Source organism: Larkinella ripae, from assembly GCF_054780775.1.
Genome location: NZ_BAAGVR010000022.1, coordinates 537,693 through 555,063, shown reverse-complemented (window position 1 = coordinate 555,063; position 17,371 = coordinate 537,693). Strand labels below are relative to the sequence as shown.

The window sequence follows — 17,371 nt, the reverse complement described above, 5'->3', positions numbered from 1 at the left end:
GAAGTCAGGTTTCGCGCTCCGGCCCGCGCGGGCGAGTCGCCGATGCGGTTTTTGTCACCATCGGCTTTAGTAAAGTTTGTCGAGCGGAACCTGCGCCAGGTAAATGGCCGATTTACCGTCGTGGGTCGAATAATACGAAATCCAGAGTTTGTTCTGGTGAATCACCATGCCCGGATAACTGGCGTCGCCACTGCTCGGAAACGGAATTGTTTTTGTAATCGTCCCGCTCCGATCCGCCAGAAATAGGGCCATTTTGTTCGGCGAGGCATAATTGCGGGAGCCGATGACCAGCTTCTGATCGTTCAGAAACAGAAAGTTGGGACCGCCCAGCCGGATGTCCATCTTGTGGTACGTCCAGTCGGTATACGGGGCCGGACTCTCCGCCATGACACCCATCTGGTCTTCGGATTCGCGCCGGATCAGGACGGACATCCTGCCGGTTTTGGCGAAGCGAATGGTCGATTCGTTGGGCTTGCCGCTCACGGCCAGATCCGAAACTTTGTCGTACCGAATCCCGTCTTTGGTTTTCAACAGGTAAATCACCCAGTTGTCGTCGGTTACCACCTGATAGTCGATGGCGTAACCGATGCCGTTGTGCCAGGTGGTGCGCCAGATCCAGTCTTTGGAAGGCGAAATGGCCGGGTCCAGCGTGGACTTCTGGGGTGCTGTGAAATTCGCGCCTTTTTTGTCGGAAAACGAAACCATCGGCGCAATTCGCTGCACTTTGTTTTTGTTATTGACCGAGGCAAAAACCGCTCCGGCCATCGTCACCATCAGCTTTTTGTCCGGCGTAATGGTCAGTTTCGGGTCGCGCAGGTCGATTTTCGGAATGGCCAGCAGTGCGACACTTTCCCAGGCTTTTCCGTCGCTGGATTTCAGCACGCGCACCTTGCCGCTGTTGGTCGTATCGACGTGCGAAAAGCCTTCCCGGAAGGTGCAGTAGAACGCATTGTTGAACCGCACCAGATCCGTAAACGCGCTGTGGGGTGGCTGGTCCCAGATTTTGGTGACGCTCACATAATCCGGAAACGGGCCGTCCTGCGCGAGCGTCAGGCGCGTACAGCAAAAAAGCAGGGCGAGGAATAGCGGTATTTTTTTCATCGGAATGGGTTAGGCTTCAGCTTTTAGATTCGGGTGTGATTTAAGCCAGAACAAAATGGCCGCGCAGAGCAGCAGCAACACGGCCGCAACCTGGAATAATTGATTGAAACTCACCTGCGCGTCGCGCAATGCCCCGCCCGCGTACAGCCCAAAACCGCCCACGATGCAACTGCCCAGGTTCAGGATGCCGTAGCCCGTGGCCCGGTAGCGCTCGTCGGCAATCAGGCACAAAATCGGCATCATGTTCGTGTCGCTGAACACCCGCGTGAAGGCGTAAAAAATGAAGCCGATGATGGCAACGGGCAAAACCGTGGTGGTGCTGGCCAGGAAGATGGCCGGGGCGGCAATGCAGAGCGCGATGGCCGGGACCAGAATCCGGCCCCGCGGGTTGTGGCGGCTCAGGCGGTCGGTGAGGGCTCCGCCGGTCAGCACGCCCACCAGCGCAGCGGTGTGGAAATAACCGGTGGCGTAAAGGCCGGCCTGCGACTGGGGCAGGTTAAACTGCTCCTGGTAAAACGTGGGCAACCAACCCACGATCAGCCAGCCCACCACGCCCAGCAAGGCCCAGAACAGCAGCAGCAGACTGAACGCCGGTTTGCTGAACAGCGTCCGGACCGCTTCGCCAAACCGGACGGTTTCGGCGGTTTTCGTCACCACGGTTTCGGTTTCCGCCGGTTTGGGGGCGTCGCGCAGAAAGAAAACGAGCACCGTAGCGTAGCCGATACCAACCAGCCCGAAAACGCTGAAAGCCGCGCTCCAGTCCCGGTTTTCGGCAATCATACCCCCCAGAAAACCCAGACTCTGCCCCACCATCACCCCGGCAATGTGAATGCCCGTCGCCAGCGAGCGGGTTCGGCCTTTGTGGTAATCCACGATCAGGGCCATAGCCGCCGGAATGTAGCAGGCTTCGCTGATGCCCATCAGCGCCCGCGTGGCCAGCAATTCCTCGAAAGTGGTGGCGTGGGCCGTCAGCCAGGTAACGAGCGACCAGACGAACAAACTGCCGATGATAACCCGGCTGCGGTTAAACCGGTCGGCCAGAAAACCGGCGTAGGGACTCAGCAACCCGTAAATCCAGAGAAAAACCGCCGTCAGCAAACCAAACTGGGCGTCGGTCATCGGAATGGCCGCCTTGATCGAATCGCGCATGGTCGTGATCATGATCCGATCGAGGTAATTGAGGCAGCCCACCACGCAGAGCAGCGCCACCACCAGCCAGGCCCGGGCCGGAACAGCGGAAACTTTCGGGGTACTGGCGAGCGTTTCGGTTTTCATAGCGAGTCAGCGGGCGGTCAGAAATTCCTTAGTTCAGTTCCAGAATCGATCCGGCAATGTGGCGGGTGCCGTTGTCCAGGTTGTAATAATACACCACCAGCACCCGTTTTTTGTCGAGTTGTACCGACCACGGATAACCGATGTCGCCGTTGCCGCCGTCTTCCCGCAGCACCATTTCGGGGGCGGTTTTATAATCGGTACACTCCGCGTTAAGGATGCGGGCGCGGATGCCAAACGGTTTATGCCGGTAGCCGTAGACCAGCAAAACCCGGTTGTCGGCCAGCCGCGTGGCCTGCATCGGATGACCCTGAAAACCCATCGATTCCCATTTGAAACTCTTGCCGCCGTCGGTCGAGCGGGCTATACACGCCTGATCGTCCAGGTTGGCCGTGCGCAGAAAACCGATGATATCGCCTTTGGGCGTTTCGTAGGCCGAGGCCTCGTTGAACGATACTTTGTCGTCGGTAGCCACCACACTTTCGTATTTCCAGGTTAGCCCTTTGTCGTCCGACACAATCAGGTGGTTGGAGGTTTTTTTGTTGGGTGCATTGGCATCGCTGGAAGCCACGACCCAGTAAATCCGGCCCTTTTTTCCTTCGTACAACGCCCCCCGGTTGTAGGCCGGAAGGGGCACTCCGCCGAGGGGGCTCAGGTTGATTTCGGGCGCAATGTGCGTGGGGTAAATCGGCCCCTGCCAGTTTTTGCCGCCGTCCGTCGAACGCACCAGATAACCACCCAGAAAAACGGCCCCAGACGTTTCAAAATACGGTTTTTTCAGATTCGCCATGCCGTCGGGACGGAGGAACGCCCAGCCGTAGCTGGCGCACAGAATATCGCCGTTTTTCAGTTGCAGCAAACACGGGTCCTGCGAGCCGCCGAAGGCATGCGAATAAATCAGTTCCGGTTCTTTCGTCCAGGTTTCGCCATCCTTCGAGCGCAGGCCCACCAGGTAACTATTCGGATCGACGTGGTTCGTTCCTTTTTCGCTGAACCCTCTGCGCTCCGGAGCGCGCCGAAACGCCACCAGGTATTCGCCATTGGGTTTTTTGATGATCGACGGAAACGTGGCATAAAACCGCTCGTCCTGGTAAATCACGAAATCTTTGACCTTCCGGGCCGGAGCCTCGTCAGTCAGGGGGGCCGGGGCGTTGTTCGCAACAAACGACGTCAGGCCGAGGGCCACCACGCTCGAAAGCAGCAAAAACGAACCGGCATTTTTCAGGGTAAGAATCATGGAATAGGATGTTTTTTGGTGACCAACGTTGCTTCAGTCGGTATTTTATTCGTTGCGATCTAGCGTATGCAAAATTAAGTTTTGTCGATTAGCGAACCTGCTACTTTTATTTCGATTTAATGTACTATTTTTCAATGTTCCCGGCAAGATCCCCGCCCGCCCGGGCGGTTTTTGAAGAATTGTACAGGTCTTACGGTTTGGCGAACAGGTTTTCCATTTGCCAGGCTTCCAGCGTTTTCAGGCTTGCGTTACTGCCGTGCGCCCGAATCGACACGCCCTGGCTATCCGCGCGGCCCGGATAAACGCGCACCGCCACGCACTGGCGGCCGTTTACAAACACTTCGACGATGCTCTTGTCAACAAAAATCCGCAGGTCGACCAGCTCGCCTTCCTTCAGGAGAACCGAAGCGGTTTCGGGCACCCGGGACCGCACCCCCGCCAGCGTCGAACCCGTGGAGTTGTCGATCGTAATGGCGCTGAGTTGCACGTTTTTGGCTTCGGACCGGTCCCAGAAACCGCCGTTTTTGTAAAATAAAATCCGGGTGTATTCTTCTTTTCCCGGCGACCGGAGCACGTTCAGTTCAATCGTGGGCGAATTTTTTGGGTCAATAAGGGCGTGCATTTCCAGCGCATTTCCGGAAACCGTCGGCAGCACAATTTCCTGATTGGCGGGCAGCGCCTGTTCAGCAACGCTTACTTTTTTCGACCGCAAAGACGCCAGGTCGCCGGTGGGTTCCTGACGGAGTTTCCCGGTTTCGTCCAGCGTCAACAGCCGGGGCAGCGTCATGATCCGACCCCAGGTTTTGTCGGTTTTGCCTTCGTTGCTGTTAAAAATGGCAATGATGCCGCCTTTTCCGTCGGGATAGGCCGAGGGCGCGTGCACGCCGTTGGGCAACATCGGCCCGTGGTTGAAATTACCGCCGTCGGTCACGATAAATTTGTCATTGACCTGATCGTAATCGCCCAGCATATACTTGCCGCCACTCATGTGGCTGAAATGCAGGAGAATATACTTCCCCTTGTCGCCGATCGGCCAGAAATACGGACAGGCGCCGTCGTCGCCGACCATCCCGTAACCGTCGTTTTCGATGAACGGGTGCAGGTACTGCCAGGTGGCCAGATCCGGCGAGCGGAACAGAAACAGCGCGCGAACCAGTTTGCCGCCCGGCCCCACCGGCCGTCGCCCGGCCAGCACGCTGTAGTAGTGGTCGCCCTTCTTCCAGATGGCCGGATCGAAGACGTTATACGGCAACGTTTCACCCGGTTTTGGAATCGGGATGACGGGCTTGTTGCCCACCTTGGTCCAGTTCAGCAGGAGCGGGTCGGTAGCGGTTGCCACCATCGTTCCGGAGCCCACGCCGTGGTACATGGCAATCACCCGGTTTTTTTCCACGAAGGTCGAGCCCGAATACACCCGGTCTTCGGGGTTCGGGTAAATGGCGTACGGCAGGTCGCGCCAGCGAACCAGATCAGTACTGACGGCGTGGCCCCAGTGCACCCGCGGGTCTTCCGGCGGAAAGCCCTGGTAGAACAGATGCCAGCGTCCCTGCCAGAAACACAACCCGTTCGGGTCGTTCATGATGCCTTCCGGGCTGACGTAATGATACGTCGGCCGGTGGTGATCGTTGGCGAGTTGTTTGCGGACAGCGTCAAATCGCTTCAGCAACGGATTGGCTTTCAACTGCTTTTCCTGCTCCGCCAGGGTGGTTCCGAAGGTGTAGAACGGCACCTTCGACACGCGGCTTTCCTGCGCCAGCAGGACGTTGCCAGGCAGGGTCTGGGCTACCAGGGCCATCATTCCTACTGTACCCGCCCATCGTCCGGTCATTTCGCATCTTTGAGGTTAAAAGTGGTGCTGTGGGCCATCGACACGATCATCTGCTGGTCCTTGACGGCATTGCTGCTGCCGACGGGTCGGGTCACGTCCTGAATCCAGGCGACAATGCGCGTCTGCACCCGGCCTTTGATCACCGTCCCGGTGTCCCGATCCACCCACTGCTCGCGTTTGTAGAGAATTTTACCGCCGTGTTCGTTGAAAAACCGGTACTGCGGTCCGCCCACCCGCCGGACCTGTTCGTCGGGCAGCAAATCGGTAATCTGGACGCCCAGATCGCTGAGCCAGACCTCGCCCGTGGCCCGAATCAGGCGGCAGGCGCGGCCCTCCAGTTCAGTATCGCTGATGTACGTCAGGCTCATGGTCGTTGGTTTAACGGGCGGCAAATCGGTGCCGTTCAGCATCGGAACGCGCACGGTTTCCAGGCTTTCCCAGCGGTCGCCCGGCCGGATGCCGTCCACCGGCAGCAGCGGCACCAGAATCGAAACATCCGGCGCGAGCCAGCGGGCTGCGTGGCCCTTCGCGTCGATCTGGCCTGCTTTTCCCTGCCGGCTGGCCACAAAATGAATCTGCTGCTTTTCGTGCGCTTCCTCTTCAAACCACCGAAAATCGGCCAGGTCGGCCATCAGCGGGGCGGCTTCCCCGGGGCCGTGCGCGCCGACTTTCAGCGTCAGATTGGCCGTCGCTTCCAGATACGGCATGTTTGTGGCCGGTCGGGGCGAAAACATTTTAAAGTGCGGATGCTCAATGTCCTTGAGCGAATTGGTAACCGGAATGCCCTGCAACTCGGCTACCGTCACACGGTACTGGAACGTCTGGCCCGCCGGTAGCTGGGGCGGTTTCACGCCCTGATCGGGTTTCAGGTAGCGGAACAGCTGCTTCAGAATTCGCTCGTTCTCGGCCCAGGGGCGCGACATGTTGCCGGTCCACGAGCCGTTATCGCCCACCAGAATGAATTTGCCTTTGCCCGGTCGGGTCATCACGATGCCGGGGCCTTTCACGTTGCGGTCGGGATAGCCCGCGTCGGAAGCGACCTGCATCAGAACCGTGGGATTTTTCGCTTCCGGCAGGATCTTCAGCGTACAGCCCGAGCCGTAGTGAAAAATAGGCACATCGTAGAAATAGGGGTGATTTTCGCCAATCACCACGTCCGAATAATGCGTATCGTCGCTGTTCCAGTCGAGCCCGAAACTGCGGACCAGCTTGCGCAACTGCACCCCTTCAAAATCTTCGGCGGCCCGGTCGTCGCCCCCGCTGTTGATCATCACCATCAGACTGCCGCCTTTCTCGACGTAGCGCCGGAGCATCGCAATTTCGGCATCGGTCAGAACGCGCGCGTCGGGGTCGAGTTTCGGGTTGTCGGGGTTAACGATCACCACGGCTTGTTTCTGGGCCAGCGTCGCTTCGGAATACGGTTCCTGCGCCATCGAAATGGCAAATTCTTTTTCCAGCGCCACAAAAACCGGGTCGAAGGTGTTGGTGTGCACAAAATCGTCCCAGCCGTAGCGCCCGTTGATCGTGGTCCAGGCGCCGGTCACCATGAAATTGCCAACTTTGGTGCTGGGCCCTTTGCGGTGGTAATAATCGAATAGTAAGCGGGGCGACGGAGCCGCCGGGGGGCTGTACAAAAACGGGACGGGTTCTTTCTTCGCCTGTTTCGTTTTGGCCGTCCGGCTTGAATCGGCGAGTGCCGGTTTTATGCTTCGCCCGATTCCGACGCCATTGACGGTGCCGGCAAAAACCGTATAGCCGAAACTTAGAGCCAGAAAAAGCCAGTTGCGATGCTTCATGTTGCGTAGAGTTGCGTGCGCTGAGCCGGTTTTTTACAGCGGAGAAACCGTGACCTCGCGCACCTTGATGGCCTTGCGGACCTGGCCCTGCGAATTTTTGTACTTGAAATCCGAGTAAACCACCAGAAAGGTGTTGTCGCCCGTCGGCAATACGCCCGTGTAACCGCAGGAAACGTGCTGGAACGAAGACGGGTCATTTTGGTTAAACGGCAGCATTTCGAAGGCATTGGTCCAGGTTTTTCCCTGGCCGTCACTGGAAAACCGGAGCTGAACGCCCGGCCGGCCGGAAGCCGTTACCACCACGCCGTTTTTCAGTTGCAACAACCGCGGGAAGACGCCGTTCGGGGCAAAAACCGCCGGTTTGGTGAACGTTTTGCCCTGATCGGCGGAGCGGCTGGCGTACATCGGGCCGCTGTAAATGTCGTGGGAGCGGATGACGCTGAGGTAGATGCCGTCGGCCAAAACCTCAAACGCCGGTTCGGTAAACCAGAATTTATTGACGCCGTTCGTATCGATTTTGGTATCGGGCTGGTACGGAATCCGGCTCAGGATTTTCCAGGCGTGGCCCGCATCCGTCGAACGGTAAAAAAACACGCCCCCTTTCGGGTCCAGGCTCCCATCGTCGCGGAGGTGGAAGCCCGGGTACACGCAGGCCACCACCGACCCGTCGGCGGCCACTTTCATATCGCCCCACCACACCACCGGCACCATGCCGCGCAGGCTGTAACGCAGCGCCTGCGGGTCGTCGAGGAGGGCCTGTTCGTTCGTCCAGTCCGGCGCGCCTTTTTTCCGGCGCGCCAGAAAAACGCCCTGCCGACTGGGGGGGAGTTCGCCCAGTTTATAAAACGTGTGTTCGTAATTTCTTCGTTTGAACGAGCCGACCGGCCGGGGCATTTGCAAGTCCGATGCCTTGACCGGTGTTGGCGTCACGATTTTGATGCGGTCGCCGTTGGGCAGCAACACCCCTTCCTCCAGCCGGGCGTGTTCCCAATCCGTCGGGCCGGGCTTCCAGGTTTTGCCGCCATCGGTCGAAACCGCCGTCGGCGAGGAGGTCATTCCGTAGGATTCCATCGCATCGTTGGCCATCTGCCATTTCACCGCGATGGCTCCGTCGAGCGTGCGGGCAATGTCCGGAAACTGAAAGTGGCCCCATTTCTCTTCTTTGTCGGCCACGCTCACCACCACCGGTTCGCCCAGCGTGACCCGGTATTTTGGGTTGCCATTCTGGTTGTACTGAACCGTGGTTTGGCCGTACGCCGGAATCCCGTGCGTGATTACCGAAAGCGGCTCGTGGCTCCGTTCGGTCCATTCAGTGGCGGGTGTTGCCGTTTTCTGAGCGGTTTTACACCCGCAAAGGCAGATTCCGAGGAGCAGAAGACAGATTTTATTCATAAGGAATTGACGGGTGTTGGAATAAAGGAAAAACCGGCATCCGGCGGCTACAGCGGAGTGACGGTGACTTCCCGGACTTTGATGGCTTTCCGGATGTGGCCCTGCGCGTTTTTGAATTTAAAATCGGAGTAAATGAGCAGAAATTTGTCCGGGCCGGTAGCCAGCAGATCCGGATAGCCGCAGGAAACCGCGTCTTTGTCTCCGTTAAACGGCAGCATTTCAAACGCATCGGTCCAGTGCAACCCGCCCGAACCGTTGGAAAACCGGAGCTGCATACCCGGTCGGCCGGCGGCCAAAACCGTCACCCCATTCCTGAGCTGGAGCAGCTGGGGCAATACGCCGGTGCTGGTGAAGGCTTTCGGCGGGCTCCAGGTCGCGCCCTGGTCGGTCGAGCGGCTGACGTACATGGGGCTGTTGCCCAGACCGTCGGAGGTGCGCAGAACGCTGAGGTACGAACCGTCGGCCAGAATTTCGAACGCCGGTTCCGTGAAGCCCAGCGCGAGCCGTTTGTTGCCGTTGGGGTCGTTGGTCAGGTCCGGTGCGTACGGAATTCGGCCGACCACCTGCCAGCTTTTGCCCGCGTCGGCGGAGCGGTAAAAAATAACGCCCGATGCGGGGACTTTCCCGTTTTCCAGGAAAAAACCGGGGTAGATACCGGTGACAATCGTCTTCGCCGGTTCCACTTTCATGTCGCCCCACCACACCAGCGGGAAAAGCTTATCGTCGGTGTAGCGAACCGCCGTCGGATCCATCAACCGGCTGTGTTCAGCGTCCATTCGTTCTGCCCTTTTTTCAACCGGTTCAGGTAAACGCCCTGTAAGTTCTCCGGCAGCTCGGCCATTTTGTAATAGGAAAACGTTCGTCCGTAGTTTTCCGAAACCGTACCCACTTTTTTGGGGAGCTTCAGGGTAGCGGTGTCCAGCGCGGGCGGGGTGTAATTCCGGATGATATCGCCATTGGGCAGTAACAACCCGTCGCCCGGCGGTTTGGCTCCGCTCCGGCTGGTCCAGGTTTTGCCGCCATCGGTCGAAACCGCAAAACCGTCGGTGTCCTTGCCGTAGCTTTCGGCGTGGTCGGTGTGCATGGCCCAGGTCGCAACCAGCGCGCCGTCCACGCTTCGGTACAGATTCGGAAACTGGTAAAAACCCCATTTTTCCTCGTTGGGAGCCACTGTAATCACGACCGGTTCGCCCAGCACCACGTTGAACTGCTTTTTACCGCCCTGCTTATACTGAAGGGCGGTTTTTCCGTACGTCGGAATTCCGGGTTTCGGGCTGGTCAGGCTGGCGGTTTTCTGTTCCTCCCAGGTCGTAGATGACGAGGGCTGGGCCACCGTGGCCCAGCCTTGACACAGGAAGCCGATGAGTAAAAGCGCAGGCTTTTTCATGGGCGGGGTTGGTTGCGTTAGGGTTTAGGAGCAGTCGGTTAATAACCGGGATTCTGCTTGATCTTGGGTTCCAGACTGAGCACGTTGCTGGAAATCGGGAACAGCAGCAGGTGATCCTTGCCTTTCTGCGTCTGGAGCGAGGGCACCAGGTCGAACGCTTTGCCAAACCGGACCAGATCCCACCAGCGTTTGCCTTCGAGCATCAGTTCCAGCAGTCGTTCCTTCAGGATCGCGGCATCGTTGGCTTCTTTGGTGCCGTTTACGAATTTGTAGGCGTCGAATTTTGCCCCGTAGGCCCGCTGGCGCACCAGATTCATCTCCGGGCTGGGGTCCTGTCCCAGGCCGTTTTTGGCTTCGGCTTTCATCAGCAGTACGTCGGCGTAGCGGTACAGAATGATGTCATCGACAAAAAACCGCACCCCCCCTTCGACCGTTCCCTGCCCCTTGAGTTGCACCGAAATAAAGTAGTTGCGGGCGCCATTGGTGCCGGTGGTGTAGATTTCGTGAAAGGTGCCATTGCGCCGTTGGTCATCCGCCGTAAACTGGTTGCGGACGAGCGCGCTGGGCTCCCAGACGTTGTTACCGCCCGAAACGCCCACAATGGTTTTCGAAACGGCTTCGGCATTGGCGGGCAAAGCCCCCACCGACATGTACATGTTGTTGAAGTAGTTGTCCGTCACTTCGAGGTACCGGAATCCCGACGCCATCAGAACCTCCTTGCTGCCTTTGTTGGTGTAGCGGAAGAGGCTGCTGAAATCCGGTAGCAGGGCCACATCGGCCTTGGCCACTTCGTCGCAGGCCGCCAGCGCGGTCGTAAAATCGGCAGCTCCGCCATTGGCGCGTTTGGCCGTCCACAGAAACACGTCGGCCTTCAGGGCGTTGACCGACGCCCGCGACCATTGGGCCCGCCCGGTTGGGAACGCATTGTCCGGGAAAAGTTGCAGGGCTTTTTCGAGGTCTTCTTTGATCAGCGTGAAAACCGCCGACGCGGGCGAGCGTTCCAGAAAGGTTGTTTCCGGGTCGAAGCCTTCGGTGGGGGTGGTCCGCAGCGGCAGGTCGCCCCAGGTTCTGACCATCACAAAGTAAAGAAACGCCCGCATGGCATGCGCCTGCGCCAGGGTGCTGTTTTTCGTATTTTCCGAATTGAACGGGATCGACGGAACGTATTTCAGAATCAGGTTGGCGGCATTGACGCCCGAATACAGACCAATCCAGTCGGGGGCGGTGGCGGCCTGGTTGAGCGTGTTCAGGTAATAGCGGTCGTAGTCGAGCGTACCGGCCAGCGACTTTTGCATGACCTCACTGCGGCCTTCCCCGTAGATGAACAGATTGAGCAGGGCTTCGTTGCGCAGCTTGACGTACATCCCGGCCAAACCGCCCCGGGCGTCGTCCTCGGTTTTCCAGAACGAAGCGTTGGTGATCACACTCGTCGGGTCGAGCACCAGCTGATCCGTGCAGGAGGAAGTGCTGACCAGCAGGCCCAGCAGGATTCCCGAAAAGAGTTTATGGGTGAATTTCATGATGGGTCAGTCGTTAGAACGTTAATGAAGCACCAAAGGCGATGTTTTTCGGAATCGGATACCGGCCGTTGTCGCGGTCGCCGTCTTCCGGGTTCAAGCCTTTGTAATTGGTGAAGTAGTGCAGGTTGCTGCCGGTCAGGTTGAAGCGCAGGTTGCTGATTTTGAGTTTCTGCAAAACCGCCGTCGGCACGTTGTAGCTCAGCGTCACTTCCCGCAGGCAGAGGTAGTCGCCGGATTCGTAGTAGGTCGAGTTGGTCGTCAACTCGTGCCAGGCGGTTCCGCGCCAGTTGCTGTAGTTTCCGATGCCCGGCTGGTACTGCACCATGCTGGCCACATCACCCTGCTTTTTCCAGGATTTTTCGGCCATCTCCTTGGTCATGCTCACGCCGGCCCACTGCCCGTCCATGAACGCCCGGGCGTAGTTGTAGATGGTGTGGCCCGTGGCGTAGTCGAGCCGCAGCGAGAAGGTGAAGTTTTTGTACGACAGGGTGTTGGAAATGCCGCCGGTCCAGACCGGGAAGGGATTGCCGACGTACACCCGATCCCGCTCGTCGATGATGTTGTTGCCGTCGACATCCTGAAAAATGGCATCCCCGCCGTATTTGGTTTTGTCGGCGTAGGTGATCAGCTGATCCACCGGTGCGGCTTTGGCGGCCTCGTCCGTGGCATACACCCCGATCTGGTTCCAGGCATAATGATCGCCAATCCGGCCGCCTTCCCGCAAACCACCGCCCCAGACGTAGGTGCCGCTGGCCGGGTCGTAGACATTGTAACCACCGATGCGGTTATTGAGCGTGCCGTTGTAGGGCAGCGTCAGGATTTTATGGGTGGTTTTGGCGGCATTCAGGCCGATCTGCCATTGCAGGGGCGAGGACGGCGACAGCACCTGCGCGCTTAGTTCCAGCTCCACGCCTTTGTTTTCCAGACTGCCGAGGTTCGTGAAAATGCTGGAAAAACCGGTCGATGGGGGCAAAGTCAGGCTGGTGAGCAGGTTGTCCGTCACGCGCCGGTAAACATCGACAATGACGTTCACCCGGCTTTTAAACAAACCGAGGTCGGCCCCGACGTTGAAGGTTTTCGATTGTTCCCATTTAAGCGACGGGTTCGGAATGACGGTATTCTGCACCGCCGAAATACCCAGATACCGGGCACCGACGCCGTATTCGCCCTGCGACTGGAAGTCCGTCAAGCCGGTAATATTTCCGTTGACCCCGTAGCTACCCCGCAGTTTCAACTGGATCAGATCGGCGGGCAGCGCATTCCAGAACGCTTCCCGGTGCAGGTTCCAGCCGACCGACACGCCCGGGAAAAACCCCCATTTGTGGTTGGCCCCGAGGTTGGAAGCGCCGTCGTAGCGGGCGTTCAGCGAGAACAGGTATTTCTGTTTGTAGTCGTAATTGATCCGGCCAAAATAGCCCAGAATCACCTGGTCGCTGTTGGTCCCCAGCACCGAAACCGGGGTTGCAGCCGCATTCAGAGTCGGAATCAGGTCCGTGGCCGCTCCCTGTCCATTGGCGCCCAGGGTAAAGATGTTTCGCCCAAAGTACGAAAAACCGGCTTTTACCGAAATGCTGTGGAACGAGGCAAGCGTTTTGTCGTAGGATAAAACCGCATCGGCCTGCCACTGGGTAAAGCGCGAGTAGTTCGACGAAGCCGCGCGGGTGGTTACGGCCGTGGTTCCGTTGAAAAATGAAGGCAGGAACGTGTAATTATCGGCGGTTACTTTATACATCGAAATCTGCGGATCAAAGGAAAGCCCCGGCAGAATATCCCAGTGACCGCCGACCGACAAGGTCATGTTTTCGATGGAATTGCCGCGTTTGTCTTTGTTCAGGAAGTAGAGCGCATTCCCGTTGCCCCGGTTGGCGCCCGGTGCCAGGGTGCCATCTTCGTAATACAGCTTGGAGGTGGGCACGTTGGCGGCTGATCGGTAAAAAATCTGCGAAATGTTGTAGACCTCGTTGTTGGTCGAGCGGGTGAACATCGTCCGGCCGAAGAACGTCAGGTTGTCGCGCACCTTGAGTTCGCCGTTCAGGTTGAACGTCAACCGGTCGTACTTGGTCGTAATCACGGTTCCCTGGTTGTTCAGGTACCCGACCCCCGCGTTGAAGGTCGCTTTGTCGGAACCGCCCGTCAGCGCGACATAGTGGTTGTGCGAAACGCCGTTCTGGTAAATCAGTTTCTGGTAATCGGTATTCTGGAAAATGATCGTCTTGCTGGAATCCAGCGGGTCGGGCATGCTTTCCCAGCCTTCGTTGAGCTTGTGCTGGTTCTGGGGACTCAGGTATTGGGTGGTATAAATCGTGTTGTTGGTCAGGTCGTTACCGGTTCCGGCGCCGGTCGCCAGGGTCAATTGCCGCGTGGCGGTGGGGTCTTTTTTGGCCGAACGCACCGCCCCGAGCCGTTGCAGGTAAATGTATTCCCGGGCGTTGGCCATTTCGTACATTTTGCCCGGCTGGGAGAACACCAGGTCGTAAGAATAGGTCACCCGGGTCTTGCCGCTTTTGCCGGTTTTGGTGGTAATAATCACGACCCCATTCGAGCCGCGCGCGCCGTAAATTGCCGTTGAGGCCGCATCTTTCAGCACTTGCAGCGACTCAATATCGTCGGGGTTGATGTCGTTCATGTTGGCCCGGATGATCCCGTCGATGATGTAGAGCGGAGCCGCGCCGTTCGGGTTGTTGATGGACGTTCCCCCGCGAATGATGATCCGGGGAGCCGCGCCGGGTTGCCCGCCGTTGGCCGGGGCCTGCACCCGAACGCCGGGCAGGGTTCCCTGCAGGGCCGAAGCCGCGTTGGCGTACGGGATGTTTTCGAGCACTTTCGTGTCAAGCTTGGAGACGGAGGTGGTCAGCACTTCCCGCGACTGGGTTCCGTAGCCCACCACCACGACCTCATTCAGCGTTTTGCTGTCGCCTTTCATGATGATGTCCAGCAGGGACTGGCTGCCGATGGTAACTTCCTGGGGTTCGTAACCCAGAAAGCTAAACACCAAAACCGCCTGATCATTGGGAACCGAAAGGGTATACTGCCCGCTGGCGTCCGTCGTAGTACCGGTGGTGGTGCCTTTCAGCACGATGCTGACGCCGGGTAACCCTTCGTTGCGCTCGTCGGTGATTTTCCCTTTGACCGCGCGCGTTTGCTGGGCGAAAACAGCCAGGCTACCACAAAGAAAGGCAACCAGCAGAAAAAAGCGCTTTTCGATAAAAAAAGCCGGTAAAGTTCTCTTTTTCATAGTATCCCAAATAGAAAGTCGTGCCGAAGTTGACGAAAGCAAAATTAAGTTCTGCCCTTATCGGAATCTGCTACTTTTATCTGTATTTGTAATACTATTTTTCGGAAAAACCGGGCCGGTACTTTTTTTCGCCCGGAAACCGAACTCAGACGGCCGCGTTCAGTGCCCGGCGGTATTCGCTGGGCGTCATGCGTTTGATTTTTTTGAACTGGCGGTTAAAATTTGCCAGGTTGTTAAACCCGCTTTCGCTGGCCGCTTCTACGATGTTCAGGTCTTTTTCGGAGATTAATTTGCAGGCATGACCAATCCGCACGGTGTTTAAATACTCCACAAACGAGACGCGGTAATGGTCTTTGAAAAAACAGCAGAAGGTCGTCAGGGCCATGTTGGCCACGCTCGCAATTTCCGGCAGGGAAATTTCCTCCTGAAAATTCTGCATGATGTACTGGTTGATCTTCCGGAGGTGATCGGACGATTTGAGGTTGTGATTCTGCACGTAGCCGGGACTGGCAAGCATTTCATAGTCAGCCGTATGGGCGAGAAGGTCGAAGATGGACAGCAGGGACGAAAGCCGTTGCAGACCGTTCATGGTGAGCATGTTTTTCATCAGCTCGGTGATCTTTTTCCGGGTCGGGCCGGTGAGCGCCATGCCCCGGTTCGAGCGTTTCAGAAACTGGCGGAAGGCTTCCATTTCCGGAACTTCCATGAACGGTTTGCCCAGAAAATTGTCGACAAACTGCACGACAATGGCGTTGGCCTGGTACCCGGCTTCGCCCTTGAAAAACTCCGGATCGTTCACCCAGACGTGGGGCAGCGACGGCCCCATGAACACCAGATCGCCCGCGTCGAAATAGCCAATGTGATCGCCCACCATCCGGCGTCCGGTACTTTTCAGCACCAGCACCAGCTCGTATTCCGGGTGGTAATGCCAGGGACAGGGAAAAAATTGGCCAATCTCCTGAAACACGATAAAAGATTTGTCGTATTCCTGCGGCAGCCGAACTTCTACGGTTTTCATGGCGGTAAGGGCTTACATTCTAAAAGAGGTGAGTAAGTATATCGAAAATTCCGGATTTGCCGGAAGCTTTTGAAAAATAGTATCAGAAATATGGATAAAAGTAACAGGAATAGCAAACTCCCGCGACTACTTTTGTTGTGCGCTCCCGGTCCGGTAATTCCGGATTCCCGACGACCACCTTTCGACCTGCTTTTCACGCATGCCTAAAACCAAGATAATCCACCCCGATCGTGATCCTGCCTTTGCCACCGGTGCCTATTCCGACGGGGTCGTCGCTGGCGGCTTTCTGTTTGTTAGCGGCCAGGCCGCCGTCGATTTCAAAACCTCCCGGTTTGTGCTCGGCACCATCGAAGACGAAACCCACCGTACTTTACAAAATATCCAAACCATCGTTGAATCGGCGGGCGCCAGCCTGGACGATGTCGTCAAATGCACGGTTCACCTGGCCGACATTGCCGAGTTCGACCGCTACAACGTGGTTTACGCCCGCTATTTCCCGGGAATTAAACCCGCCCGGACCACGGTGCAATCCATCCTGGCAGAGGGGCTGAAAGTGGAAATTGACTGCATTGTAAAACTCCCGGCCTGAAAACTGATCGGCGAATGGATGAAATGATACAAACCAAGGAGATCAGCGTGGGCGTGGTCGGGCTGGGATTGATGGGCAGCAGCATTGTGGCGGCCCTCCTGCTGGCCGGCCACCCCGTCAAAGCCATCGCCCCGCTGCCCGACGAACTGGCCGACGCCCCGGAACGGATTCTGAGTCAGCTCAAGCACGGCGAAGAAGCCGATTTGCTGACCCGATCGCCGGACGAATACCGGACGCAGCTCACGGTTTCGGCGGATTACAGCATCCTGCGGGATTGCCGGCTGGTGCTGGAGTGCGTCACGGAAAAAATCGCCATCAAGCAAACCGTCTACCAGAAAATTGCCGGCGTGGTGGCCAGCGACGCGGTCATTGCCAGCAACACCTCGGCCATTCCGATCAGTATGCTGCAACAGTACGTGCCGCATCCGGAACGGTTTATGGGGATTCACTGGGCCGAACCCGCCTACATGACCCGGTTTATGGAAATCACCTGCGGCACCCAAACGGCGCTGGAACGGGCCAACTGGGCGTTTGAACTGGCGCATCACTGGAAAAAAGAACCCACGCTGCTGCGCAAAGACATTCGCGGGTTTGTCACCAACCGGCTCATGTACGCCATTTACCGCGAAGCCTTTCACCTGGTGGAAACGGGCGCGGCCACGCTGGAAGATGTGGACAAGGCGTTCCGCTACGATGCCGGTTCGTGGATGACGATGATGGGCATTTTCCGCCGGATGGACTACACCGGTTTGCAGGATTATCCGGAAATCTTCCGGCGGATTTTTCCGCTGCTGTCCAATTCAGAGGAGGTGCCGGCCCTGATGAAACCGCTGGTGGAGAAGCAATTACGGGGAACGCAGAGCGCGCGGGGCCTGTACGACTATACCGAAGAGGAAGCAAAGGAATGGGACAATGCCTTTGCGGTTTTTAACAAAGATATTTTTCAACTGGCGGCCCGGTATCCGTTCCGGACCGACCAGCGAATCGGCTAAGCCT

General features: G+C 57.5%; 13 protein-coding genes. 2 read left to right on the top strand and 11 right to left on the bottom strand.

Annotated elements, in window-relative coordinates; all coding sequences use genetic code 11:
- Positions 1-66: 66 nt before the first annotated feature.
- From ACYVHX_RS15175 to ACYVHX_RS15125, 11 genes are all read right to left on the bottom strand, one after another.
- A complete protein-coding gene (locus ACYVHX_RS15175) occupies positions 67-1,101 on the bottom strand; it encodes a hypothetical protein (protein WP_460672504.1) in 1,035 nt (344 codons plus the stop codon).
- Between the two features lie 9 nt (positions 1,102-1,110).
- On the bottom strand, positions 1,111-2,376 hold the full coding sequence (locus ACYVHX_RS15170) for an MFS transporter (RefSeq protein ID WP_460672503.1): 1,266 nt from the start codon (positions 2,374-2,376) through the stop codon (positions 1,111-1,113).
- 28 nt (positions 2,377-2,404) lie between these two features.
- Positions 2,405-3,610 (bottom strand): sialidase family protein, encoded by a 1,206-nt coding sequence (locus ACYVHX_RS15165; RefSeq protein WP_460672502.1) that lies wholly within the window; start codon positions 3,608-3,610, stop codon positions 2,405-2,407.
- Between the two features lie 190 nt (positions 3,611-3,800).
- Positions 3,801-5,438 (bottom strand): glycoside hydrolase family 32 protein, encoded by a 1,638-nt coding sequence (locus tag ACYVHX_RS15160; RefSeq protein WP_460672501.1) that lies wholly within the window; start codon positions 5,436-5,438, stop codon positions 3,801-3,803.
- A complete protein-coding gene (locus ACYVHX_RS15155; protein WP_460672500.1) occupies positions 5,435-7,234 on the bottom strand; it encodes a hypothetical protein in 1,800 nt (599 codons plus the stop codon). The genes ACYVHX_RS15160 and ACYVHX_RS15155 overlap by 4 nt, the downstream gene beginning before the upstream one ends.
- A 33-nt stretch (positions 7,235-7,267) precedes the next feature.
- The gene (locus ACYVHX_RS15150; protein WP_460672499.1) at positions 7,268-8,626 is read right to left on the bottom strand and encodes a sialidase family protein; all 1,359 of its coding nucleotides are present in this window, start codon (positions 8,624-8,626) and stop codon (positions 7,268-7,270) included.
- Between the two features lie 47 nt (positions 8,627-8,673).
- Positions 8,674-9,402, bottom strand: a complete 729-nt coding sequence (locus tag ACYVHX_RS15145) for a sialidase family protein (protein ID WP_460672498.1) — start codon at positions 9,400-9,402, stop codon at positions 8,674-8,676.
- Positions 9,378-10,013 carry a sialidase family protein gene (locus ACYVHX_RS15140; RefSeq protein ID WP_460672497.1) on the bottom strand — a complete coding sequence of 212 codons (636 nt, stop codon included), beginning with the start codon at positions 10,011-10,013 and terminating at the stop codon, positions 9,378-9,380. The genes ACYVHX_RS15145 and ACYVHX_RS15140 overlap by 25 nt, the downstream gene beginning before the upstream one ends.
- Positions 10,014-10,051: 38 nt before the next feature.
- Complete coding sequence (locus ACYVHX_RS15135) at positions 10,052-11,533, bottom strand: RagB/SusD family nutrient uptake outer membrane protein (protein ID WP_460672496.1); 1,482 nt, start codon at positions 11,531-11,533, stop codon at positions 10,052-10,054.
- 13 nt (positions 11,534-11,546) lie between these two features.
- Positions 11,547-14,768: a SusC/RagA family TonB-linked outer membrane protein gene (locus ACYVHX_RS15130; protein ID WP_460672495.1), complete on the bottom strand. Its 3,222-nt coding sequence runs from the start codon at positions 14,766-14,768 to the stop codon at positions 11,547-11,549.
- 145 nt (positions 14,769-14,913) lie between these two features.
- Positions 14,914-15,786, bottom strand: a complete 873-nt coding sequence (locus ACYVHX_RS15125) for an AraC family transcriptional regulator (protein WP_460672494.1) — start codon at positions 15,784-15,786, stop codon at positions 14,914-14,916.
- Between the two features lie 199 nt (positions 15,787-15,985).
- Here ACYVHX_RS15125 and ACYVHX_RS15120 point away from each other — a divergent pair, with 199 nt between their 5' ends.
- Together ACYVHX_RS15120 and ACYVHX_RS15115 are read left to right on the top strand one after the other, a co-directional pair.
- The gene (locus ACYVHX_RS15120) at positions 15,986-16,375 is read left to right on the top strand and encodes a RidA family protein (protein ID WP_460672493.1); all 390 of its coding nucleotides are present in this window, start codon (positions 15,986-15,988) and stop codon (positions 16,373-16,375) included.
- Positions 16,376-16,389: 14 nt separating this feature from the next.
- Positions 16,390-17,367, top strand: coding sequence for a 3-hydroxyacyl-CoA dehydrogenase family protein (locus tag ACYVHX_RS15115; protein WP_460672492.1), 978 nt, complete (start codon positions 16,390-16,392; stop codon positions 17,365-17,367).
- The last annotated feature ends 4 nt before the right edge of the window (positions 17,368-17,371 follow it).